Here is a 21,940-nt window from a genome sequence, read left to right on the forward strand (position 1 = left end):
AGCGACTTTCGGCGGTGAGAGTGATGATCAGGCTGCTGCACCGCGGGAAACCCGATACTGGATCTCCCAGACGACAAGCCTGGTCGCTGACAGCGCGCCGACGTTCACCCCGGCGTGAGGGTCACAGCGTCAGGAAAGCGCCGCCCAGTATCGCCGCGCCCAACCCCGCCAGCGTCCACGCCGTGCGCCGCATCCGCAGGCCGCCGGCCACCACGATCGCGGCGAGCAGCAGCGCGCCGCCGAGCGGGACCCAGGCGAAGAGGACGCCGCCCCAGCCGGCCCGCACCACCTCGTCGGTGCCGGGCTTGACCGCGACCTTGACCTTCGCCCCGGTGCGGTGCCGGATCGGCAGGCTGATGCTGACCTTCGACCGGGCGGTCGCCGAGCCGTTCGGCGCGAACGGGCCCGTGCACGTGGAGTCGCCGCAGCTGACCAGCGTCATCGTGCCGCGCTCGCGGCCCTTGGTGAGCATCACGTAGTGCGCGGTGCGCCAGGAGTCCCAGGCGCCCGACGCGAGCAGCAGCGCGACCACCGCCACCACGGCGACGATCCTGCCGAGCAGCACCAGACCCCATGTGCCCTCGGCCACCCGCCGCGAGCGGCTGCGCTTCGCCGGCTTCACCATGCGGGCGATCTTTGGCCATGGCGTGCCCCGCGGTCAACCTCAGCTGTTGTACGTGCCCTGGGCCCGTTCAAGACCCTGCGCGGTGAGCGCCTCCACCGCGTCGGCGGCCCGGTCCACGAACCAGTCGAGCTCCTTGCGCTCAGTGGACGAGAAGTCCTTGAGGACGAACGCGGCCACGTCCATCCGTCCCGGCGGCCGGCCGATCCCGGCCCGCACCCGCAAGTAGTTCGCGCCGAGCGACCTGGTGATCGACTTCAGCCCGTTGTGCCCGTTGTCGCCGCCGCCCAGCTTCAGCCGCAGCGTGCCGAAGTCGATGTCCAGCTCGTCGTGCACGGCGATGATCCGGTCGGTCGGCACCTTGTAGAACTCCTTGAGCGCGGTGACCGGGCCGCCCGACAGGTTCATGAACGAGGCCGGTTTCGCCAGCACCACGCGCCGGCTGCCCGGTCCGATCGGCCCGAGCCGGCCCTCGACCACCTGGGCCTGCGCCTTGCCCGCGCGCTTGAACCGGCCGCCGATCCGCTCCGCCAGCAGATCGGCCACCATGAAGCCGATGTTGTGCCGGTTCCCGCTGTACTCGGGTCCGGGGTTGCCGAGCCCCACCACCAGCCAGGGCCCTTCGCTGTCGCTCATCCACGTCTCCCAGGGGTCGTGCGGGTGTGAGAACCGGCGCGGAGAACCGGCGCGGAAAAACGGCCGCCGCCGCACCCCGGAGGGTACGACGGCGGCCGGCTGCTTCGGATCAGGCCTCGGCGGCGGCGTCCTCGGCCGGGGCGGCCTCGCCCTCGCCCTCGTCCTCGGCGGGGGCCTCGGCCTGCGCGGCCACGACCTGGATCACGACGGCGTCGTCGTCGATCGCCAGCGTGGAGCCCTCGGGCAGCGTGATGTCCTTGGCCAGGATCGCCGCGCCGGCCTCAAGGCCCTCGATGCTGACGGTGACCTGGGTCGGGATGTGGGTGGCCTCGGCCTCGACCGGCAGCGTGTTGAGCACGTGCTCCAGCAGGTTGCCGCCGACGGCGAGCTCGCCCTCGGTCTGCACCGGGATCTCGACGGTGACCTTCTCGCCGCGCTTGACCGACAGCAGGTCGACGTGGTCGATGGTGCCGCGCAGCGGGTCGCGCTGTACGGCCTTGGGGATGACCAGCTCGCTGGCGCCGTCGAGCTCCAGCGAGATCAGCACGTTCGCGGTGCGCAGCGCGAGCAGCAGCTCGTGGCCGGGCACGGAGACATGCTTGGGCTCGGCGCCGTGGCCGTAGACGACGGCGGGGACCTGGTGGGCGCGGCGGACGCGGCGGGCAGCGCCCTTGCCGAACTCCGTACGGAGCTCCGCGGCGATCTTGACCTCGGCCATGGGGGCTCAACTCCTCGTGAATCAGCGGGAATGCAAACGACAGGCGGTACGGTCGCCCGACCCACGAGGTCGTCCCACTTACGAGGAGCGCGTCGATAACGGTTGCCGCCGGACAGACGTCCGGGGCCTCCCTCGCCGAGCAACGCGGACAGCGTAACCGGCGGGGAGGCCCCGGGCGAAATCGATCAGTGCGGGCGCGATGCCCGATCAGTGCTCGTACGGCGCTCGCTCAGTGCGAGACGGACTCGTGCGAGTCCTCGAAGAGGCTGGTCACCGAGCCGTCCTCGAACACCTCGCGCACCGCGTTGGCGATGGTCGGCGCCATCGACAGCACGGTGATCTTGTCCAGGTTGAGCTGGCCCGGGGTCGGCAGCGTGTCGGTGAGGATGAACTCGCTGACCCGGGAGTTCTTCAGCCGGTCGGCGGCCGGGCCGGACAGCACCCCGTGGGTGGCGGTCACGATGACGTCCTCGGCGCCGTTGGCGAACAGCGCGTCCGCGGCGGCGCAGATCGTGCCGCCGGTGTCGATCATGTCGTCGACCAGCACGCAGACCCGGCCCTTGACGTCGCCGACCACCTCGTGGACCTTGACCTGGTTGGCCACGTCGGGGTCGCGGCGCTTGTGCACGATGGCCAGCGGCGCGCCGAGCCGGTCGCACCAGCGGTCGGCGACCCGGACCCGGCCGGCGTCGGGGGAGACGATGGTCAGCTTGGAGCGGTCCACCTTGCCGCCCACGTAGTCGGCGAGCACCGGCAGCGCGAACAGGTGGTCCACCGGGCCGTCGAAGAAGCCCTGGATCTGGTCGGTGTGCAGGTCGACGGTCAGGATCCGGTCGGCGCCCGCGGTCTTGAACAGGTCGGCCATCAGCCGGGCCGAGATCGGCTCCCGGCCGCGGTGCTTCTTGTCCTGCCTGGCGTAGCCGTAGAACGGCACGATCACGGTGATGCTGCGCGCGGAGGCACGTTTCAGCGCGTCCAGCATGATCAGCTGTTCCATGATCCACTGGTTGATCGGCACGGTGTGGCTCTGGATCAGGAAGCAGTCCGCGCCGCGCGCCGACTCCTCGAACCGCACGTAGATCTCGCCGTTGGCGAAGTCGAAGGCCCGGGTGGGCACGAGTTCGACGCCCAGTTCCTCGGCCACCGCCTCCGCCAGATCGGGGTGGGCGCGGCCGGAGAAGAACATCAGCTTCTTCTCACCGGTCGTCTTGATCCCGGTCACAGCACCGTCTCCTTGGTGTTCGATCGGTTGTCTGTTCGATCGGTGTTCGACGCAGCGTCACCCGGAGTCGGGCGGGCTGGCGGAATTGTGTGCACCACACACGGTACGCCCCATCCGGCGCACCCGTGCACCTCTGCGACCGTCATGAGACGACCCTCACTCAGCCCTCACCCGGAGTGCCCGCCGGCCGGTCCTCCGGGCTGCCCATCTGCCGGTCCTCCGGCCGGTCCGCCGGTCTGCCGCGCGCGCTCCGCGGCCTGCGCAGCGGCGCTGCCGGGGCGCTTGCGGGCCACCCAGCCGTCGATGTTGCGCTGCTGGCCGCGGGCCACCGCCAGCGACCCCGAGGGCACGTCCTTGGTGATCACCGAGCCGGCCGCGGTGTAGACGCCGTCGCCGACGCTGATCGGCGCGACGAACATGTTGTCCGCGCCGGTCTTGCAGTAACTGCCGATGGTGGTGCGGTGCTTGGCCTCGCCGTCGTAGTTGACGAAGACGCTGGCCGCGCCGATGTTGGTGTGCTCGCCGATGCTGGCGTCGCCGACGTAGCTCAGGTGCGGCACCTTGGTGCCCTCGCCGATCGAGGCGTTCTTGATCTCCACGTACGTGCCCGCCTTGGCCTTCCGGCCGAGCACGCTGCCGGGCCGCAGGTACGCGTACGGGCCGACGCTGGCCTGCTCGCCGATCTCGGCCTGCTCGGCGACGGTGTTCCTGACCCGGGCGCCGGCGCCCACGGCGGTGTCGGCGAGCGTGCAGTCCGGGCCGACCTCGGCGCCGGCCGCGACGCTGGTGCCGCCCAGCAGCCGGGTGTTCGGGTGCACCACGGCGTCCGGCTCAAGCGTCACCTCGACGTCCAGCCAGGTGGTGGCCGGATCGACGATGGTGGCGCCGGCCAGCATCGCCCGGTGCAGCAGCCGGTCGTTCAGCGCCCGGCGGGCGTCCGCGAGCTGCACCCGGTTGTTGATGCCGGCGATCTCGTGGTGGTCGGCGGCGCTGAAGGCGCCCACCCGGTGGCCTGAGGTGCGCAGGATCGCCAGGGTGTCGGTCAGGTACTCCTCGCCCTGCGCGTTGTCGGTGCCGACCTTGCCGAGCGCCTCGACGAGCAGCTTCGCGTCGTACGCGTACACCCCGGAGTTGATCTCGGCGATGGCCCGCTGGCCGTCGTCGGCGTCCTTCTCCTCCACGATCGCGGCGACCTCGCCGTCGGCGGTGCGTACGATCCGGCCGTAGCCGGCGGGGTCGGGGACGCGCGCGGTGAGCACCGTCACCGCGTTGCCGTCCGCCTCGTGGGCGGCGGTGAGCGCGGTCAGCGTGCGGGCGGTGAGCAGCGGTGTGTCGCCGTAGGTCACCACGACGGTGCCGGACGGCCGGACGCCCCGATGGTCGAGCTCGTCGAGCGCGACCCGGACCGCGTGCCCGGTGCCGTTGCGCTCGTGCTGTACGGCGATCACGGCGGCCGGGTCGAGGGCGGCCAGGTGCTCGGTGACCTGCTCGCGGCCGTGGCCGACGACGACCACCAGGTGCTCGGGGGCCAGCTCGCGGGAGGCGGCGACCACATGGCCGATCAGGGACCGGCCGCAGATCGGGTGCAGGACCTTGGGCGTGGCCGACTTCATGCGGGTGCCCTCACCCGCGGCGAGGACGACGACGGCAGCCGGGCGGTTGGGGCTCACGACGGAGACTCCTCGGCTTCGGGTGTGGGACATCCGCAGGATACCGAGGGGACACGTGCCGGGCGCCCACCGAGGACCGGGGGCCGCCACGCTCACCCACGGGTGGCTGTAGGCCGCCGTGAGTGATCTGCTCCGCCGCCAGGACTCGAACCCGGACTTAAGGCACCAAAAGCCCCAGTGCTGCCGATTACACCACGGCGGATCAACCCGAACCCCTGGCCCGTCACCGGGCCCCGCGGGCTGGACGCCACCATCATGCCGTACGAGCCTGGGTGGACGCGACGCGAATCCGGGGTAGGTAACCGTTCGTCGGACCGGGTGAACCGGTTCTGTCGCTCGTCGTGCGTCGCTGCTTTACTTACGGAGGCGTAGGTTACGGGCGTAACAGGCGAAACCAGCCTCAGCGTTGACATTTGTTCCACACAGCGTTCCACACAGCCGATACACAAGGGACCGACATGACCACACAGCCGGACGTGATCGCCGAGTCCCGGGAACCCGGTAGCTCGCCAGCAGTACAGGGCGAGCCGCTGCCGAGTGCCACCCGGGGCGGCGAGAGCAAGCGGTCGATCGAGCAGATCAGCCTGCTGCTCTTCATCTGCATCCCCTTCGTGGCACTGGCCGCGGCCGTGCCGCTGGCCTGGGGCCGCGGCATGAGCTGGCTGGACGTCGGCCTGATGGTCGGCATGTACTACCTGGGCTGCCACGGCATCACCATCGGCTTCCACCGGCACTTCACGCACGGCTCGTTCAAGGCCAAGCGCCCGCTGAAGATCGCGCTCGCGGTGGCCGGCTCGATGGCCGTCGAGGGGCCGATCGTGCGCTGGGTCGCCGACCACCGCAGGCACCACAAGTTCAGCGACGCCGAGGGCGACCCGCACAGCCCGTGGCGGTACGGCGAGACGCTGCCGGCGCTGCTCAAGGGCCTGTGGTGGGCGCACATGGGCTGGCTGTTCGACGAGGAGCAGACCCCGCAGCAGAAGTACGCGCCCGACCTGATCGCCGACCCCGCCATCCGCCGGGTCTCCCGCGACTTCTGGCTCTGGACGCTGATCTCGCTGATGCTGCCGCCGCTGGTCGGCGGGCTGGTCACCATGTCCTGGTACGGCGCGCTCACCGCGTTCTTCTGGGGCTCGCTCGTCCGGGTCGCGCTGCTGCACCACGTCACCTGGTCCATCAACTCGATCTGCCACGCCGTCGGCAAGCGCCCGTTCAAGTCCCGCGACCGGTCCGGCAACGTCTGGTGGCTCGCGGTGCTGTCCTGCGGCGAGTCCTGGCACAACCTGCACCACGCCGACCCCACCTCGGCCAGGCACGGAGTGCTGCGCGGCCAGGTGGACTCCAGCGCCCGGCTGATCCGCTGGTTCGAACTGGCCGGCTGGGCGACCGACGTCCGCTGGCCCAGCCGGGAGCGGATTGCCTCCCGGCGTAAAGAAGACGTCAGCGAAGCGGCATGATGGAGCCGTGAGCGGCGACGGCACAGACGGCACGGCGGGTCCCTCTGCACGACGCCCGAGACGGGTCCGGATGACCGGCGAGGAGCGGCGCGAGCAGCTCCTCGACATCGGGCGGACGCTGTTCGCCGAGCGCGGCTTCGACGGCACGTCGGTCGAGGAGATCGCCCACAAGGCGGGCGTGTCCAAGCCGGTGGTCTACGAGCACTTCGGCGGCAAGGAGGGCCTGTACGCGGTCGTCGTCGACCGTGAGATGCGCCGCCTGCTCGACATGGTGACCGGCGCCCTCACCGGCGGCCACCCCCGTGAACTGCTCGAACAGGCCGCGTTCGCCCTCCTCGACTACATCGAGCAGTACACCGACGGCTTCCGCATCCTGGTCCGCGACTCCCCGGTGGCCCAGTCCACCGGCACCTTCGCCTCCCTGATCAGCGACATCGCCACCCAGGTCGAGGACATCCTCGGCCACGAGTTCAAACAACGCGGCTTCGAGCCCAAACTCGCCCCGATGTACGCGAAGGCCCTGGTCGGCATGGTGGCCCTGACCGGCCAGTGGTGGCTCGACGCCCAGCGCCCCCTGAAGGCCGAGGTGGTGGCCCACCTGGTGAACCTCTCCTGGAACGGCCTGTCGGGCCTGGAGCCCAAGCCCCGGCTGATCGGCCACCGCAAGAACTGACACGGCGGCCGATCGGGGGCGCCCGTGCGCCGGGAGCGTCAGTTCTCCGGGGGCTTCACGGCCACCGGTTCCAGGAACTCCAGACGGTTGCCGACCGGGTCCTTCGCGTAGAAGCGGTTGTGGGCCGGGAGGTCGTAGTCCCAGACGACCTGGGTGCCGTGGGCCTCAAGGCGCTTGGCGAAGTCGTAGATGCGGTCGACCCGGATACCGGGGTGGGCCTTGGCCGACGGGCGGTAGCCCTCCTCGATGCCCAGGTGGAGCACCGCCGTGCCGGCCTGGAACCAGCAGCCGCCGCGGGCCGCGAGCACCGGCGGCTTGGCCAGCTCGGTCATCCCGAGCACCCCGGTGTAGAACTCGCGCAGCGCGGCCTCACTGCCGGGCGGCGCCGCCAGCTGGACGTGGTCGATGCCGGCGATCACCGGGTCACCTCCGCGGCCCCGCCGGCCGGCCGCGGCGCGCGGGCGACGGCGAAGATCCGCCGGAACGGGAACACCGTGCCGTGCGCGCCCGGCGGATACGCCTTGCGCAGCAGGTCCCGGTACTGCCCGACGAACTCGGCCGCGGCGGTGGGGTTGCCTTCCAGCGCGGTGAGCACCGGCCGCAGCGCCGTCCCCTTGGTCCACTCCAGGACCGGGTCCTCGCCCTGGAGCAGCTGCACGTAGGTGGACTCCCAGACGTCCACCGGTTCGCAGCCGAGCACGGTGAGCCGCTCCAGGTACTCCGCGGGGCTGAGGATGTGCACGTACCGGCGCCCGTGGCCGTCCAGCGTGGTGCGCCAGCGCGGGGTGTCGCACAGCTCGGCGAGCAGCGCGTGGCTGGGGGCGGTGAAGTTGCCGGGGACCTGGAAGGCCAGCACGCCGCCGGGCGCGAGGTGGTCGAGCCAGTCGGGGAAGCGTTCGGCGTGCCCGGGCACCCACTGGAGCGCGGCGTTGGACACGATCAGGTCGTACGGCTCCTCAGGGGTCCAGCGGGCGGCGTCGGCGGCCCTGAAGTCCAGCGCGCCGCCGCCCGCGGTGGGCCCGGCGTAGCGCTCCGCCTCGTGCAGCATCTCCGGGGAGCTGTCGTATCCGGTGATCCGGGCGCCGGGCCAGCGGTCGGCGAGCAGTGCGGTGACGTTCCCGGGGCCGCAGCCGATGTCGGCGATCCGCGGCGCCCCGCCGCCCGGCAGGTCGCCGATCCGGGTGAGGAGGTCGAGGAACGGGCGGGTGCGATGGCCCGAATGCCGCAGATACTGCTGGGGGTCCCACGTTGGAGCTGCTTGCATCGTTCGTACTCCCCTTGCTGGTGCGGAGCCGCTGCCGAAAACGGAGGGCCAGGTTCTGCCCTCGGTTTCCAGCCTCCACCAGGAAGTATCTTGATGTCAAGAGACTTCATATCGACAGACCTACTACACTGATCGCCATGGAGGACGAGGTCGATCGGCTGGTGGCGGCATGGCGCCGGGAGCGCCCCGACCTCGACGTGGAACCGCTTGAGGTGCTCAGCCGGGTGAGCCGGCTGGCCCGGCACCTGGACCGGGCCCGGCGGCTGGCCTTCGCCGAGCACAGCCTGGAGCCGTGGGAGTTCGACGTGCTGACCTCGCTGCGCCGGGCCGGGCAGCCCTACCAGCTCTCCCCCGGGCAACTGCTCACCCAGACCCTGGTGACCTCGGGCACCATGACCAACCGGATCGACCGGCTGGCCAAGAAGCGGCTCGTGGAGCGGCTGCCCGATCCCAGCGACCGGCGCGGGGTGCTGGTCAGGCTCACCGCGGAGGGCCGCGACCGGGCCGACCAGGCGCTGGCCGGGCTGCTCGCGCAGGAGCGCGCGCTGCTCGGCGACCTCAGCGACCGGCAGCGCGCCGAACTGGCCTCCCTGCTACGACAGCTGACCGCGCCGTTCGACAACATCCCCGGCTGACGGCACCAGCTCGACCGGTCCGACGCCCGCCCTGCGGGCCAGCGCCACCGCGGCCAGCGTGGAGTGCACGCCCAGCTTGCCCAGCACGTTCTGCATGTGGGTGCGGACCGTGTGCGGCGACAGGAACAGCCGCTCGGCGACCGCCTTGCGGCCCAGGCCCGCCACCATGCAGCGCAGCACCTCCTGCTCGCGCGGCGTCAGCGACTCCACCAGCTGCTCGCTCTCGGTGCGGTGCCTGCGGGCCGCGGTGAGCTCGCGCAGCACCCCGGTCAGCAGCGCCGGCGGCAGATGCGTCTCGTCCCGCAGCACCCCGCGGACCACCGCGAGCAGCCGGGACAGCGAGCAGTCCTTGGCGACCCAGCCGGATGCCCCGGCCTGGAGCGCGCGGGCGGCCCGTACCGGGTCGTCCCGCTCGGCCAGCACCACGGTTCGGGTGACCGGGTACTCCGCCCGCACCCGCTCCACCAGCGCCAGGCCGTCGAGCACCGGGTCGCGCGGCTCGACGCGGCGCTGCTCCGACAGCGGCGGCACGGCGGCCAGCGCCACCGGCGCCCGCGGCCCCGTGCCCAGGTCGGCGTCCACCAGCAGGACGTCATAGCGCCTGCCGTCGGCCGACGCCCGGTCCAGGCACCGCTGCGCGGCGGGGCCGCTGCCCGCGGCCGAGACATCGACGTCAGGTTCCGCCGCCAGCGCGGCGGCAAGCGACTCGGCGAAGATGCGATGGTCATCGACGACGAGAACGCGGATTCGTCCCACGGACACCACTCCCGCTGTACGGCTCTCCCCCAGTGGCGGGGCGTCAGTCACGGGGGATCCGGCACCCGGACCGGGACCGCCGTCCCGTCCGGGTGCCGAACCCCGCGCGTCTCGCCCCCTGATCGGCACCGGCCCCCACCGGCGTCGTGGGAAAAGCGTAGGGCGTACCTCCGGGATTGGCGCGGTCTTGGCGCAAGTTCACGTACATGGGCACGTGCAATTGCCGGTGGCCCGGTACGGAAGGTGCGGCGGTGACGTGGGCCGCCTCACCCCTGGGCCGTACTGCCGGTGGCCGCGGGCCGGTCCCGCCGGTGGCCACCGGGCCCGTGCCGCCGACGTCCGCGGGCCGGTCCCGCTACCGTCCCCGCCCTGGCCGGGGGCTCACCAGAGCCGGTGCGCGCCCGCGCCCGGGGTGGTGGCGAACCTGCGCACCTGCGGGAGCGCCCGGGCGATGGTCTCGCCGAGCTCGGCCGCCCGGTCCTCCTCGACCAGGACGATCGCCGAGCCGCCGAAGCCGCCGCCGGTCATCCGGGCGCCGAGCGCGCCGCCGGCCAGCGCGGTGTCCACCACCAGGTCCAGTTCCGGGCAGGAGATCTGGAAGTCGTCGCGCAGCGAGACATGGCCCTCGGTCAGCACCGGGCCGATCTCCCGGGTGCGGCCCGCGTCGAGCAGCGCGAGCACCCGCTCGACCCGGCGGTTCTCGGTGACGATGTGCCGGGTCAGCCGGCGCATCCGCTCCTCCGGCAGCGCGACCAGCGCCGCGTCCAGCTGCGGGTAGGCCACATCGCGCAGTGCGGGCAGGCCGAGCGCCGCCGCGGACGCCTCGCAACCGGAACGCAGCTGCGCGTAGGCCCCGTCGGCGTGCGCGTGCTTGACCCGGGTGTCCACCACCAGCAGTTGCAGGCCCTCGGCGGCCAGGTCGAACGGCACCTGCCGCTGCTGGAGCCCGCGTACGTCCAGGTGCAGGGCGTGGCCCGAGGTGCAGCAGGCGGACGCGGTCTGGTCCATCACGCCGACCGGCGCGCCCACGTAGACGTTCTCCGAGCGCTGGCAGAGCAGCGCCAGGTCCTGCCGGGGCAGGTCAAGGCCGTGCAGCTCGGTGAGGGCGAGCGCGGTGACCACCTGGAGCGCGGCGGACGAGGACAGGCCGCCGCCGACCGGCACCGTGCTGTCGTAGTGGATGTCGGCGCCGGGTATGTCGTGGCCGGCCTCGCGCAGCGTCCACAGCACGGCGGCCGGGTAGGTGGCCCAGCCGCTCGCCGTGCCGGGTTCCAGGTCGGCCACCCGCAGCTCGACCACGCCGCCGTCCATGTCGGCGGAGTGCACCCGCAGGCGCCCGTCGTCGCGGCGGGCGACCGCCGCCCGGGTGGTGTGCGGCAGTGCGAACGGCATCACGAAGCCGTCGTTGTAGTCGGTGTGCTCACCGATCAGGTTCACCCGTCCGGGGGCCGCCCAGGCCCCCTCGGGCGCGCGGCCGTAGACGTCCTTGAACGCGATGTCCAGCGCGGCTTGCGTCATGCTTCGTCCTCCACCGGGGTCTGTGCGAACGTCCAGGCGTCGCGGATGATCTCCGCCAGGTCGGTACGGGTGGGCTGCCAGCCGAGCCGCTGCCTGGCGCGTTCGGCCGATGCGACCAGCACGGCCGGGTCGCCGGCCCGGCGGGCCTGCACGGTGGCCGGGATCGGGTGGCCGGTGACCCTGCGGGCGGTGTCGATCACCTCGCGGACCGAGAAGCCGCTGCCGTTGCCGAGGTTGCAGATCAGGTGCTCGCCCCCGGTGGCGTGATCGAGCGCCAGCAGGTGCGCCCGCGCCAGGTCGGCGACATGGATGTAGTCGCGCAGGCAGGTGCCGTCCGGCGTCGGGTAGTCCTCGCCGTAGACGGCGATCTGCTCGCGGCGGCCCTGGGCGACCTGGAGCACCAGCGGGATCAGGTGCGACTCGGGGTCGTGCCGCTCGCCGTGCCGGCCGTAGGCGCCGGCCACGTTGAAGTAGCGCAGGCTGACGGCGGCCAGGCCGTGCGCGGCGCACTCGCCGCTGATCATGTGGTCCACGGCCAGCTTGGTGGCGCCGTACGGGTTGGTGGGCGCGGTGGCCGCGTCCTCGGTGATCGGCACGGTGGCGGGCTCGCCGTAGGTGGCGGCGGTGGAGGAGAAGACCAGGGTGCGCACCCCGGACGCCCGCATGGCGGCCAGCAGTTCGAGGGTGCCGGCCACGTTGTTGCGCCAGTACTTCTCCGGGTCCGCGACCGACTCGCCGACCTGCGAGGAGGCCGCGAAGTGCAGCACCGCGTCGTAGGACCCGTCCAGCACCTTGCCGGCGTCCTGGACCCGGCCCTCGACGAACTCGGCGCCGGCGGGCACCCCGGACCGGAAGCCGGTGGACAGGTCGTCCAGCACCGTCACCGTGTGGCCGGCCTCCAGCAGGTGGGCGGCGACCACCCCGCCGACATATCCGGCGCCACCGGTGACCAGCAACTTCCTACGCACGTCCGTCACTTGCTCGCTACCTCTCGCAGTCGCAACGCCGCGGACTCCGGCGGCACGTCGTTGATGAACGCGCCCATGCCGGACTCGGAGCCCGCGAGGAACTTCAGCTTGCCCGAACTACGCCGGATGGTAAAAAGCTCCAGGTGCAGCGCGAAGTCCCTGCGGTCGTCCAGGTAGTCGCCGAGGCCGGTGAACGGCGCCTGGTGCCAGCCGGAGACGTAGGGGGTGGGCGGCTGCCCGTCGCCGAAGATCCGGTCGAAGCGGCGCAGCAGCTCCAGGTAGACGTGCGGGAACTCGGCGCGGGCGTCCTCGTCCAGGCCCAGCAGGTCGGGCACCCGGCGGTGCGGGTAGAGGTGCACCTCGTAGGGCCAGTGCGCCGCGTACGGCACGAAGGCCGTCCAGTGCTCGCCGGCCAGCACGATCCGGCTGCCGTCGGCGCGTTCGGCGGCCACCAGGTCGTCGAAGAGGTTGCCGCCGGTGGCCTGTCGGTGGGCGGCCAGCGACCGCAGCATCAGCTCGGTGCGCGGGGTGACGAACGGGTAGGCGTAGATCTGCCCGTGCGGGTGGCCGAGGGTGACGCCGATCTCGGCGCCGCGGTTCTCGAACGGGTAGACCTGCACCACGCCGGGCAGTTGGGACAGGTCCCTGGTGCGGTCGGTCCAGGCGTCGAGCACCAGCCGGGCGTCGGCGGGGCTGAGGTCGGCGAAGGAGGCGTCGTGGTCGGAGGTGAAGCAGACCACCTCGCAGCGGCCGGCGCTGCCGGTCAGCGAGGGGAAGCGGTTCTCGAACACCACGACCTCGTAGTCGGCGGCCGGGATCTCGCTGAGCCGGCCCTCCTTGGACGGGCACAGCGGGCACTGGTCGGCCGGCGGGTGGTATATCCGGCCCTGCCGGTGCGAGGCGATGGCCACGGTGTCTCCGAGCAGCCGGTCGTGGCGCAGCTCGGAGTCGGTGGCCACCGGGTCCAGCGGGCGCCGGTCGACGGCGTCGCGGACCACCGCGTCGGCGGAGTCGTAGTAGATCAGCTCGCGACCGTCCGCCAGCCGGCTCGACGTCTTCTTCACCCTGCGGCCCCTCACAACATACCCACCCAACATAACCGCACACAATGAATCACAACACAACAGCGCAGTCAATGTTCAGGGCAGCACGAAGTTCGGCGTACCGAAAGTAGGACAGGTCACGACACGGGAGGGCGCAACCAAACAAAGACGAACAGAATCTTTAACGAGACGGAAACATGGGGCCCGCCGACGCCCGGTCGAGCAGCCCGGTACGGGCCGCGAGCGCCGCCGCCTCGAGGCGGGAGCCGACGCCCAGCTTCATCAGCACCCGCTGCACATGGGTGCGCGCGGTGCTCGGCGCGATCCGCATGCCGGCCGCGATCACCCGGGTGTCCTCGCCGTCGGCGACCCGCACCAGCACCTCGACCTCGCGCGGCGTCAGCAGCTCCAGCAGCCTGGCGCCCTCGTCGTCGGGCTGCCTGGCCGGATTGAGCAGCTCGGCGAAGGCGCCCTGGAGCAGCGTCTGCGCCACCGCGACCTCGCCGGCCCGCACCTTGCCCATCGCCCGCTCGACGCCCTCTATCCGCTCGTCATGCCGGACGTAGCCGGCCGCGCCGGCGGCGAAGGCCGCCGCGATGCCGCGCGGATCGGGCACCGGGCCGAGCACGATCACCGCGACCGCGGGCCGCTCCCGTTTGATCCGCGCCACCGCCTCGAAGGCGCCGGGCGCGGCCGGCTCCGCGGTGCCGAACAGGCACACCTCAGGCGACCTGTTCACCACCAGCTCGGCCGCGGCGCCCGAAGGCGCCGAAGCGGCCAGCACGCGGTGCCCGCGCAGCTTCAGCGCGGAGGCCAGCGCCTCGGCGAGCAGCCGATGGTCATCGACCACGACGAGCCGTACGCCCATGTCGGGTATCCCCCATCCCCCCGGGGACCGACGGCCGCCGTCCCCGTGCCTCACGCATACCGCGCCAGGGCCCTTCCCAACCGCGCCCCCGCGGGAAGGCCCACAGGCCGGAAGTTACACGCTTGCCCCCTGGAGCGCGCCCCCATCCGGGCAGAAGCCCCCGGCAATTGCGGGGCTTCTGCCGGTCGTGCAGCCGGAATCAGCCGAACGACGCCAGGTAGTGCTGGTCCTGGTTGCCCGCGTAGACGGTCTTGGCCACCACGTAGAAGTGCTCGTTGTGCCACACGTTGTAGCCCTCCATCGACGAGACGTCCAGATGGTCGCTGGCCGCCGAGTCGAAGGTGGAGTACGGGGTGATCGCGCCGGTCGCCGGATCGAGCAGCACCAGCTTGGCCGCCACGTCGTAGTCGGACGGCTCGTACGCCAGCAGCTTGCCGTCCTGGATGGCCAGCCCCTGGATGTCGTGCTTGTCGCTCGGCTTGGCGATCCACTTCTGCTTGCCGTCGCTGGTGTTGAACGCGACGATGCCGCTGAGCACCTGGCCGTTGCTGTCGCTCTTGCTGCTCAGCGACAGGTAGACGGTGTCGGCGGTGACCAGCACGCTGTGCACGGCCTGCTTCTCGGTGCCGTCGTCGCTGATGTTGTACTTGTCGGTGCCCAGCGAGATCCGGGACTGCAGCCGGCCGCCCACGATCGTCGCCACGTCGGTGAACGTCTTGTCCTGGGTGCCGAGCAGCACCACCACCGGGTCGGTGGACACGATCGCGTTGACCTCGGTGCCGGTCGGCGCGGTCCACGACCACTTGGGGTTGCCGCTGTTGTCCGGGTCGATCAACTGCACCTTGTAGGTCTTGTAGTCGCAGTTCACCACGGCCACGAACTGGGCGCCGCCCGCGTAGCCGTCGTCCTCGCAGTTGCCGTTGCCGGACTGCCACAGCACCTTCTGGGTGCTGATCCGGTAGGCGATCGAGCCGTCCAGCCAGTCGATGCCGACGGTGTCGCCGCTGATCGCCATCTCGGCGTAGTCGAAGTCGTTCTTGGCGCCGGTGCCGCCGGGCAGCTTCGCCGTCCACACCGACTTGCCCGAGGTCAGGTCGAAGACCATCACCTGGTCGCAGCCCGGGCCGGTCTGGATCGCCGCGTAGTTCTTGTACGTGTCACGGGCGGCCGTGCAGTCGCCGCGGGACGGGGACGGCAGCACCCAGGCCTGGGCGCCGGTCGTCAGGTCGTACGCCACGACCTTGTTGATCTCGTTCTTCACCACGTACTTGTCGGTGAACCAGATCCCGAGCGCGTCCTTGAGGTTGTCCTTCTCCGCGACGGTGTCGGCGGCCTTGTCCCACTGGAAGGACATCAGGTTCTTGTGCGGCGCCTTCGTGGGCTGCTTGACGGTGCTCGGGCCGCCGGAGCTGGCCACCGGCGGCTTCGGGTCGTCGCCGCCGCCACCGCCCTTGGTGCCGAGGTAGACCCCGCCGGCGATCACCAGGACGGCGACCACGGCGGCGGCGATGATCGCCAGCATCTTGTTGTTGTTCCCGCCGCCGGACGGGGCGCCCTGGTAGGGGGGTTGGGCGCCGTACGGTCCGCCGGGGGGCGGGGTCTGGTAGCCGTACGGGCCCGGTTGGCCGGGCTGCTGGCCGGGTTGGCCCTGCTGGCCGGGGAACTGGCCGCCGTACGGGGGCTGCTGGGCGTACTGGGGCGCTTGCGCGTACTGCTGGTCGTAGCCGGGCTGGCCCGGGTACGGGGGCGGGGGCGGCTGCTGGCCGCCGCCGGAGTACGGCGGCGGGGGCGGCGGGCCCTGCTGCTGGAACTGCCCCGGCGGGAACGCGGCCTGGGTGGGCGCCTGCGCGTACGGGTTCTGCCCCGGCTGCACCGGCTGCGCGTACGGGTTGTCGCCGGGCGGCGGCGTGGCCGCCTGCGCCGGGTAGCCGTAACCGCCGCCGGGCGGCGGGGTGCCCGGTGCCGGATAGCCGTAACCGGCGACCGGCGGCGGGGGCGGCGGAGTGCCGGGAGCCTGCGACGGCGGCGGCACGGCCCCGTCGGACGCCCCGGACTTGGGCGGGTTTCCGGGCGGCGGGGGCGGCTGCGACATCAGCGGGACCTCTTCGTGCGAACAGGAGGGGACAGGGGGGCGGAAATTCTTTCTATCACCCGCTCCGCCCCACCCCGCGGGCCAGCGCTGTACCGTTACCGGCCCGCTACACCATTCCCCACCGGACCGCCCGGTTCCGCCGGCTCAGCTCTCCTCGGCCAGCTCCAGCCAGCGCATCTCCAGCTCCTCGCGCTCCGCGCGCAACGAGCGCAGTTGCAGGTCGAGTTCGGCGACCTTCTCGAAGTCCGTGGAGTGCTCGGCGATCCCGGCGTGCAGCTTGCCCTCGCGCTCGCCGAGCTTGTCCAACTGCCGCTCGATGCGCTGGAGTTCCTTCTTCGCCGCCCGGGTGTCGCCGGCCGGCTTCTCCTTCACCGGCGGGGGCGGCGGCGCGGCCTCCTCGGCGAGCCGGCGGCGGCGCTCCAGGTACTCGTCCACCCCGCGCGGCAGCATCCGCAAGCTCTGGTCGCCGAGCAGCGCGAACACCCGGTCGGTGGTGCGCTCAAGGAAGAACCGGTCGTGGCTGATGACCAGCATCGAGCCCGGCCAGCCGTCGAGCAGGTCCTCCAGCTGGGTCAGCGTCTCGATGTCCAGGTCGTTGGTCGGCTCGTCGAGGAACAGCACGTTGGGCTCGTCCATCAGCAGCCGCAGGATCTGCAGCCTCCTGCGCTCACCGCCGGACAGGTCGCCGACCGGCGTCCACTGCTTCTCCTTGGTGAAGCCGAACTTCTCGCACAGCTGGCCCGCGGTCATCTCCCGGCTCTTGCCGAGATCCACCCGCTGCCGTACCGCCTCGACGGCCTGCAGCACCCGCCAGTTCGGGTCGAGCTCGGCCACCTCCTGGGAGAGGTAGGCCAGTTTGACGGTCTTGCCGACGGTGATCCGCCCGGCGGACGGCTGCACGTCGCCGTCCGTCGCCTTGGCCTCCGCGAGCGCCCGCAGCAGCGAGGTCTTCCCGGCCCCGTTCACCCCGACCAGGCCGACCCGGTCGCCCGGGCCGAGCTGCCAGGTGATGTGCCGCAGCAGCTCCTTGGGCCCGGCCGTCACCGACACGTCCTTCAGCTCGAACACGGTCTTGCCGAGCCGGGAGTTGGCGAACCGCATCAGCTCCGCGGTGTCCCGCGGCGGCGGCACGTCCTCGATCAGCGCGTTCGCCGCCTCGATCCGGAACCGCGGCTTGGACGTACGGGCCGGCGCGCCGCGGCGCAGCCAGGCCAGCTCCTTGCGGACCAGGTTCTGCCGCTTGGTCTCCTCGGTGGCCGCGATCCGCTCGCGCTCGGCGCGGGCGAAGACGTAGTCGCTGTAGCCGCCCTCGTACTCGTACACGTCGCCGCGCTGCACGTCCCACATCCGGGTGCAGACCTGGTCGAGGAACCAGCGGTCGTGGGTGACGACCACCAGCGCGGTGCGGCGGGCCTGGAGGTGGCCCGCGAGCCAGGAGATGCCCTCCACGTCGAGGTGGTTGGTCGGCTCGTCGAGCACGATCAGGTCCTGCTCCTGGGTGAGCAGCTTCGCCAGCGCGATCCGCCGCCGCTCGCCGCCGGACAGCGGCCCGATCACGGTGTCGAGCCCGTCAGGGAACCCCGGCAGGTCGAGCCCGCCGAACAGCCCGGTCAGGATGTCGCGGATCTTCGCGTCCCCGGCCCACTCGTGATCGGCCCGCCCGGCGACGATCTCGTGCCGGACGGTCGCCTCCGGATCGAGGCTGTCGGTCTGCGTCAGCACGGCCAGCCGCAGCCCGCTCTGGTGGGTGACGCGGCCGGCGTCCGGGCTCTCCAGCTTGGCGAGCAGCCGGATCAGGGTGGTCTTGCCGTCCCCGTTGCGCCCGACGACGCCGACGCGGTCGCCCTCGGAGACGCCGAGGGAGACGGCTTCGAGGAGGGCGCGCGTGCCGTATGTCTTGCTGACGGCTTCGACGTTGACCAGGTTGACGGCCACTTCTTGTGTCTCCCGGGGGCAGGGGTATCCGACTCCTCAGCGTAGTCGGCTCCACCGGGTGCTCCCGTCAGGCCCTTTCCCGCCCCGGCGGGCGGCCCGCCTCCTTCTCCGGCTGGGCGCCGTGGCCTACCGGTTTTTCCCACCCCGCCCACCCGTGCAGATGCGTCCTTAAGGTGCGGGTCTTCTGGTGGGTAGGGGTCGGCGCCGGCCCGGGGCACCTCCTCGGGCTGATCACGGCACCGGGGGTAGATCGTGAAGCCCCATGTCGTTCACAGCCCTGCGGGGGCACCCCGGACCGTCCCCTCCCAGGCCGGACGGCGGCTTGAGGCCGCGAGGGGTGATCAGTGGTGCAGCGGGGCAGACGCCGACGGCGAGGAACCCCACCGGGAAAGCCGCCGACCGGTCCGTGGCCGGGTCAGCTCGGGAAGCGGTCACTCTTGAGCGCGCCGACGAACGCGGTCCACGCTTCGCCGCTGAACGCGAGCGACGGGCCTTCGGGGTCCTTGCTGTCACGGACGGGCACCACGCCGGACGTTCCGTCCGCTATCTCGACACAGTCGTTGGTGCTGCCGCTGTAGCTGGACTTGCGCCAGTTCTTCGGGGGGGTATCCATCACTTACCTCTTGTCTTCTTGGGCAGGAACTCGTCTGCGATCACCGCGATGTACTCCAGCGATTCAGCAGGATTCAGGGCCGATGACCGCAGGTCATCGAACACGAGGGTGTAGCCGTCTACCTCGTCCTTGGTTTCCAGGTAGAGGCTGGACGACAGGTTCTCCAGGAACACGACGCCCGAGTCGTTGGGGACGGCGGGGAACGAGAAGATGACGAAAGGACCGCTCAGCCCCGCGTGGGCGCCGACCGCGTACGGCAGCACCTGAAGCGTGACGTTGGGCCTCTGGACGGCCTCTGTCAGGCTGTCGAGCTGCGCCCGCATGACCTCGGCACCGCCGATCGGAGTCCGAAGAGCGGCTTCGCCGATGATCGCCCAGAAGCGAGCGGGCTTGTCCGCGCGGGTAAGGATCGTCTGCCGTTCCGCGCGGACCTTCTGCAACGTGTCGATCACGTCGTCGCGGACCAGCGCGGGGTTCGCCCGGATCACGGCCCGGCTGTACGCCTCGGTCTGGAGAAGGCCGGGGATCAGGATGGACTGGAAGGTCCGCAGATACTCCGCATCCGCTTCCAGACCGAGGTAGTTGGCGTAAGCAGGCGCGATGATCTGGCCGTAGGCGTCCCACCAACCGCGTTGCTTGCCGTCTCTGGCCAGGCCCAGCAGGTAGTCGCGCAGTGCCTGGTCTTCGACGCCGTAGTCGTCCAGCAGATCCCGGGTGTCCCGAACGCTGATGCCGAGCTGGCCCAGCTCAATTCGGCTGATCTTGGAACGGCTGCACTCCAGCACGTCGGCTGCGTCATCAAGTGACTTGGGGACTGCTTCGCGAAGTCTCCGCAGCTCAGAGCCCAGGCGGCGGCGCCTGACCGTGGGGATCTGCTCGGCCACAGTTGTCCCTTCTCCGTGTGTCGCTCTCAGTGTGCCGGGTTCGGCGGCAAAACGACACTTAATGATCATGGAACGGTTTCCACTCGAACGGAACTCGTTCTACAGGAACCGTTGCGAGATGCACCGCTGCGGGTCTAGCGTAGTAGCACCGTCACGGTGAGTGCGGATCCTTCGTACGGACCGTGGTCATCCACGTTGCTTGCTGCGGCCGGGAGTTGGAGATGGACGTTGGACGCACTCCGGGCCTGCGAGTCGTGCTCGGACGGCAGGTCGGTTCCGGCTCGGGCTTCCTCCTCCTCTTCGGCCGTCACGGCGAGCGGGTGGAAGAGGTCACGGACGCCCAGGCCATGACGCTGTTGGTGGAACTGGTCCGAGAAATGGGGTTATCGATCTCAGGTCAGCCGAACGACAGGAAGGCGCAGCCATGATTCTCGACCCGGGGCCGCCGGTGTTTGCTCACCTGGAATTCGACTGCGCTCCGTCCGCCGCGAAGTTAGCTCGCGATCACGCCTCGGACACGTTCGGGTACTGGCGCATTCCGGAGAGCACGCTCGATGACGCCAGGGTCGTGGTTTCCGAACTGGTCACGAATGCGATCAAGCACGCGGCCCGCCCTGCTCGTTCGGTGGCACACCCGTACGTGCTCACCCTGTGCCGGATGCCGGACTGCGTCGTCATCTACGTCCAGGACGGCGACCGGACGCCCCCGGTGTTGCGGAAGCTCTCGGACGGCGACGGTGGGGGGCGCGGTCTGCATCTCGTTGAACAGCTGAGCGCTCAATGGGGATACGCCTATCCGAGCCCCGGGTTCGGCAAATCCGTCTGGGCGAAGCTCGTGGTTCCGGAACTGTCGCCCGGGTGAAGGCGAGGGGGCCTCCCCCGACCCTTGGCCGCTCGTTCACTTACCGCTCACCGATAAAGGAACAGCCATGCCCGAAACGCAACCCGCCGCCCGGCCCGGCGTCTATACCTGGTCTCCCCTGACCTGGGGGCCGCACAAGATTCCGGTGCCGTTCGCCGCCGTGTGGAGCGGTGAACGCAACGACACCGGCCAGCTCCATATCCGTACCGGCCGCAAGGGCGTTCCCAGCCTGGCCTACCGGGACGAACGGCCCGAGGACCGCGACCGGCACGGCGTGCTCTGGGCCCGGACGACGTGGGCACCCGGCAGCGGCACTCCCCAGTTCGCGGACATGCACCCCTTACGTCAGCGCGACGCCATGCTGCTCAAGCTCTGCCAGGTGTGCGGGAAACCGGCGGACCGGACCCGGGAGGGGTGGCTGTTCCTGGAGGCGCGCGGCCCGCACACCCTGGACCTCCCCGACCCCGCCGACCCGTACCAGGGCTTCACCTCCAAGCCCCCGGTCTGCTCCGGATGCGCGGTGCTCGCCGCCCGCATGTGCCCGCACCTGGGCGACCCGGTCGCCTTCCGCAGCCGCAAACCCCTGCTCTGGGGCACCTTCGGCGGCATGTACCTGCCCAACCGGACCGGCCGCGTCCTGGGCCTCCCCAAAGACGACCGCCTCCCCTACTGGCGCAGAGACGCGGCGCGGTGGTTCCTCGCGAGTCAGCTCATCGTCGAACTCACCAAGTGCACGCCGGCCGAGATCTAGGCACGCCAGGTAGGCGGCGAATCCGTCACGGCCGGCGCCGCCGCGGGGGCCGGCTGTCGCGGGGTTGCCTGGTCGTGGATGTGGGCGATCACGGTGTCGATCGCGGCCTCAAGGGCGTCGGTGGCGTGCTGGGCCTGGGCGAGGAGAAGGCCGCCCTGGACGGCGGTCAGGAGCGCCAGGGCGAGCTTGTCGGCGTCGGTCTGCGGGCGCAGGGTGCCATTGGTGAGCATCCCGAGCAGACCTTCGCGGATGGCTGTGGCCCACGCGGTGAAGCTCGCGGCCAGGGCTTCGCGTGCCTGCGGGTTGTGGTCGGACAGTTCGCTGGACAGGCTGCCGAGCGGGCAGCCCCCGGTGCCGCCGTACTGCCGGGCCGCATCGACGACGACATCGCGCCACGCGTTAAGGGCAGCGAGGCTGTCGAGCCGGGCCAGCAAAGGGGCCTGATGCGCGAGGATCGCCTCGGTCTGGTAGGCGATGACCGCTCGGGTGAGATCGTCCTTGTCGGCGAAATAGTGGTAAATCTGCGACGAGCTGACTCCGGCGGCGTCGCGCAGCGCCGGGGTGCTCGTGCCGGCCGCTCCGTGCTGGTACATCAGATCCGCCGCGGCCGCGATGATCCTGTCGCGGGTCGCACGGCCCTTCTTGGTGCTCGGCGCGTCCTGCCGCGCCGTCTGCGTTGACATCCGCTCACCCCTGACTGGATTTGACGATCCAATTTTAGCCGCCCTAGATTGGATAGAGCAATCCAGTCTG

At 71.1% G+C, this 21,940-nt stretch carries 23 protein-coding genes and 1 tRNA gene; 6 read left to right on the plus strand and 18 right to left on the minus strand.

Features of this window, described 5'->3' with window-relative positions; all coding sequences use genetic code 11:
* Positions 1-121: 121 nt before the first annotated feature.
* The 6 genes from ACQPW6_RS13515 to ACQPW6_RS13540 all read right to left on the minus strand — a co-directional run bounded on the left by ACQPW6_RS13515 (position 122) and on the right by ACQPW6_RS13540 (position 5,070).
* Positions 122-625 carry a hypothetical protein gene (locus ACQPW6_RS13515; RefSeq protein WP_433889845.1) on the minus strand — a complete coding sequence of 168 codons (504 nt, stop codon included), beginning with the start codon at positions 623-625 and terminating at the stop codon, positions 122-124.
* Positions 626-664: 39 nt separating this feature from the next.
* Positions 665-1,258: an aminoacyl-tRNA hydrolase gene (pth, locus tag ACQPW6_RS13520; RefSeq protein WP_433889846.1), complete on the minus strand. Its 594-nt coding sequence runs from the start codon at positions 1,256-1,258 to the stop codon at positions 665-667.
* A 109-nt stretch (positions 1,259-1,367) separates the two neighbouring features.
* Complete coding sequence (locus ACQPW6_RS13525) at positions 1,368-1,976, minus strand: 50S ribosomal protein L25/general stress protein Ctc (protein ID WP_433889847.1); 609 nt, start codon at positions 1,974-1,976, stop codon at positions 1,368-1,370.
* A gap of 229 nt (positions 1,977-2,205) precedes the next feature.
* Positions 2,206-3,198: a ribose-phosphate diphosphokinase gene (locus ACQPW6_RS13530; RefSeq protein ID WP_433889848.1), complete on the minus strand. Its 993-nt coding sequence runs from the start codon at positions 3,196-3,198 to the stop codon at positions 2,206-2,208.
* A 167-nt stretch (positions 3,199-3,365) separates the two neighbouring features.
* On the minus strand, positions 3,366-4,868 hold the full coding sequence (glmU, locus tag ACQPW6_RS13535) for a bifunctional UDP-N-acetylglucosamine diphosphorylase/glucosamine-1-phosphate N-acetyltransferase GlmU (protein ID WP_433889849.1): 1,503 nt from the start codon (positions 4,866-4,868) through the stop codon (positions 3,366-3,368).
* Between the two features lie 130 nt (positions 4,869-4,998).
* Positions 4,999-5,070: transfer RNA gene (locus ACQPW6_RS13540), tRNA-Gln, on the minus strand.
* Positions 5,071-5,326: 256 nt separating this feature from the next.
* Here ACQPW6_RS13540 and ACQPW6_RS13545 point away from each other — a divergent pair.
* Together ACQPW6_RS13545 and ACQPW6_RS13550 are read left to right on the plus strand one after the other, a co-directional pair.
* On the plus strand, positions 5,327-6,325 hold the full coding sequence (locus ACQPW6_RS13545; protein ID WP_433889850.1) for an acyl-CoA desaturase: 999 nt from the start codon (positions 5,327-5,329) through the stop codon (positions 6,323-6,325).
* A 70-nt stretch (positions 6,326-6,395) separates the two neighbouring features.
* Positions 6,396-6,998, plus strand: coding sequence for a TetR family transcriptional regulator (locus ACQPW6_RS13550; RefSeq protein WP_433889851.1), 603 nt, complete (start codon positions 6,396-6,398; stop codon positions 6,996-6,998).
* Between the two features lie 38 nt (positions 6,999-7,036).
* Here ACQPW6_RS13550 and ACQPW6_RS13555 read toward each other — a convergent pair whose 3' ends face one another.
* Positions 7,037-7,417, minus strand: a complete 381-nt coding sequence (locus ACQPW6_RS13555) for a VOC family protein (RefSeq protein WP_433889852.1) — start codon at positions 7,415-7,417, stop codon at positions 7,037-7,039.
* On the minus strand, positions 7,414-8,262 hold the full coding sequence (locus tag ACQPW6_RS13560; protein WP_433889853.1) for a trans-aconitate 2-methyltransferase: 849 nt from the start codon (positions 8,260-8,262) through the stop codon (positions 7,414-7,416). Before ACQPW6_RS13560 ends, ACQPW6_RS13555 begins: the two co-directional genes overlap by 4 nt.
* 137 nt (positions 8,263-8,399) lie before the next feature.
* On the opposite strand from ACQPW6_RS13560, the gene ACQPW6_RS13565 reads away from it, so the two are divergent.
* Complete coding sequence (locus tag ACQPW6_RS13565) at positions 8,400-8,897, plus strand: MarR family winged helix-turn-helix transcriptional regulator (protein WP_433889854.1); 498 nt, start codon at positions 8,400-8,402, stop codon at positions 8,895-8,897.
* On the opposite strand, the gene ACQPW6_RS13570 is transcribed toward ACQPW6_RS13565, so the two are convergent.
* From ACQPW6_RS13570 to ACQPW6_RS13610, 9 genes are all read right to left on the minus strand, one after another.
* Entirely contained in the window at positions 8,856-9,653 is a 798-nt protein-coding gene (locus ACQPW6_RS13570) for a LuxR C-terminal-related transcriptional regulator (protein ID WP_433889855.1), read from the minus strand. The genes ACQPW6_RS13565 and ACQPW6_RS13570 overlap by 42 nt on opposite strands.
* Before the next feature lie 381 nt (positions 9,654-10,034).
* Positions 10,035-11,171 (minus strand): galactokinase, encoded by a 1,137-nt coding sequence (gene galK / locus ACQPW6_RS13575; RefSeq protein ID WP_433889856.1) that lies wholly within the window; start codon positions 11,169-11,171, stop codon positions 10,035-10,037.
* Positions 11,168-12,139, minus strand: a complete 972-nt coding sequence (galE, locus tag ACQPW6_RS13580) for a UDP-glucose 4-epimerase GalE (RefSeq protein WP_433894522.1) — start codon at positions 12,137-12,139, stop codon at positions 11,168-11,170. The genes galK and galE overlap by 4 nt, the downstream gene beginning before the upstream one ends.
* Before the next feature lie 5 nt (positions 12,140-12,144).
* Positions 12,145-13,203, minus strand: a complete 1,059-nt coding sequence (galT, locus tag ACQPW6_RS13585) for a galactose-1-phosphate uridylyltransferase (RefSeq protein ID WP_433889857.1) — start codon at positions 13,201-13,203, stop codon at positions 12,145-12,147.
* A 160-nt stretch (positions 13,204-13,363) separates the two neighbouring features.
* Entirely contained in the window at positions 13,364-14,050 is a 687-nt protein-coding gene (locus ACQPW6_RS13590; protein ID WP_433889858.1) for a response regulator transcription factor, read from the minus strand.
* Between the two features lie 199 nt (positions 14,051-14,249).
* The gene (locus tag ACQPW6_RS13595; RefSeq protein WP_433889859.1) at positions 14,250-16,142 is read right to left on the minus strand and encodes a PQQ-binding-like beta-propeller repeat protein; all 1,893 of its coding nucleotides are present in this window, start codon (positions 16,140-16,142) and stop codon (positions 14,250-14,252) included.
* Between the two features lie 144 nt (positions 16,143-16,286).
* Positions 16,287-18,077 (minus strand): ABC-F family ATP-binding cassette domain-containing protein, encoded by a 1,791-nt coding sequence (locus tag ACQPW6_RS13600; protein WP_433889860.1) that lies wholly within the window; start codon positions 18,075-18,077, stop codon positions 16,287-16,289.
* Positions 18,078-18,492: 415 nt separating this feature from the next.
* Positions 18,493-18,690: a DUF397 domain-containing protein gene (locus ACQPW6_RS13605; protein ID WP_433889861.1), complete on the minus strand. Its 198-nt coding sequence runs from the start codon at positions 18,688-18,690 to the stop codon at positions 18,493-18,495.
* Positions 18,690-19,574 (minus strand): helix-turn-helix domain-containing protein, encoded by an 885-nt coding sequence (locus ACQPW6_RS13610; RefSeq protein WP_433889862.1) that lies wholly within the window; start codon positions 19,572-19,574, stop codon positions 18,690-18,692. Before ACQPW6_RS13610 ends, ACQPW6_RS13605 begins: the two co-directional genes overlap by 1 nt.
* 221 nt (positions 19,575-19,795) lie before the next feature.
* Here ACQPW6_RS13610 and ACQPW6_RS13615 point away from each other — a divergent pair, with 221 nt between their 5' ends.
* The 3 genes from ACQPW6_RS13615 to ACQPW6_RS13625 all read left to right on the plus strand — a co-directional run bounded on the left by ACQPW6_RS13615 (position 19,796) and on the right by ACQPW6_RS13625 (position 21,187).
* A complete protein-coding gene (locus tag ACQPW6_RS13615) occupies positions 19,796-20,002 on the plus strand; it encodes a hypothetical protein (RefSeq protein ID WP_433889863.1) in 207 nt (68 codons plus the stop codon).
* Entirely contained in the window at positions 19,999-20,436 is a 438-nt protein-coding gene (locus tag ACQPW6_RS13620; RefSeq protein ID WP_433889864.1) for an ATP-binding protein, read from the plus strand. The genes ACQPW6_RS13615 and ACQPW6_RS13620 overlap by 4 nt, the downstream gene beginning before the upstream one ends.
* Before the next feature lie 67 nt (positions 20,437-20,503).
* Complete coding sequence (locus ACQPW6_RS13625; RefSeq protein WP_433889865.1) at positions 20,504-21,187, plus strand: hypothetical protein; 684 nt, start codon at positions 20,504-20,506, stop codon at positions 21,185-21,187.
* On the opposite strand, the gene ACQPW6_RS13630 is transcribed toward ACQPW6_RS13625, so the two are convergent.
* Positions 21,184-21,870: a TetR/AcrR family transcriptional regulator gene (locus ACQPW6_RS13630; RefSeq protein WP_433889866.1), complete on the minus strand. Its 687-nt coding sequence runs from the start codon at positions 21,868-21,870 to the stop codon at positions 21,184-21,186. The two genes, ACQPW6_RS13625 and ACQPW6_RS13630, sit on opposite strands and share 4 nt — an antisense overlap.
* Positions 21,871-21,940 lie beyond the last annotated feature (70 nt).

The sequence above is a fragment of the Streptomyces sp. CA-111067 genome, from assembly GCF_050956065.1.
Taxonomy (GTDB): domain Bacteria; phylum Actinomycetota; class Actinomycetes; order Streptomycetales; family Streptomycetaceae; genus Actinacidiphila.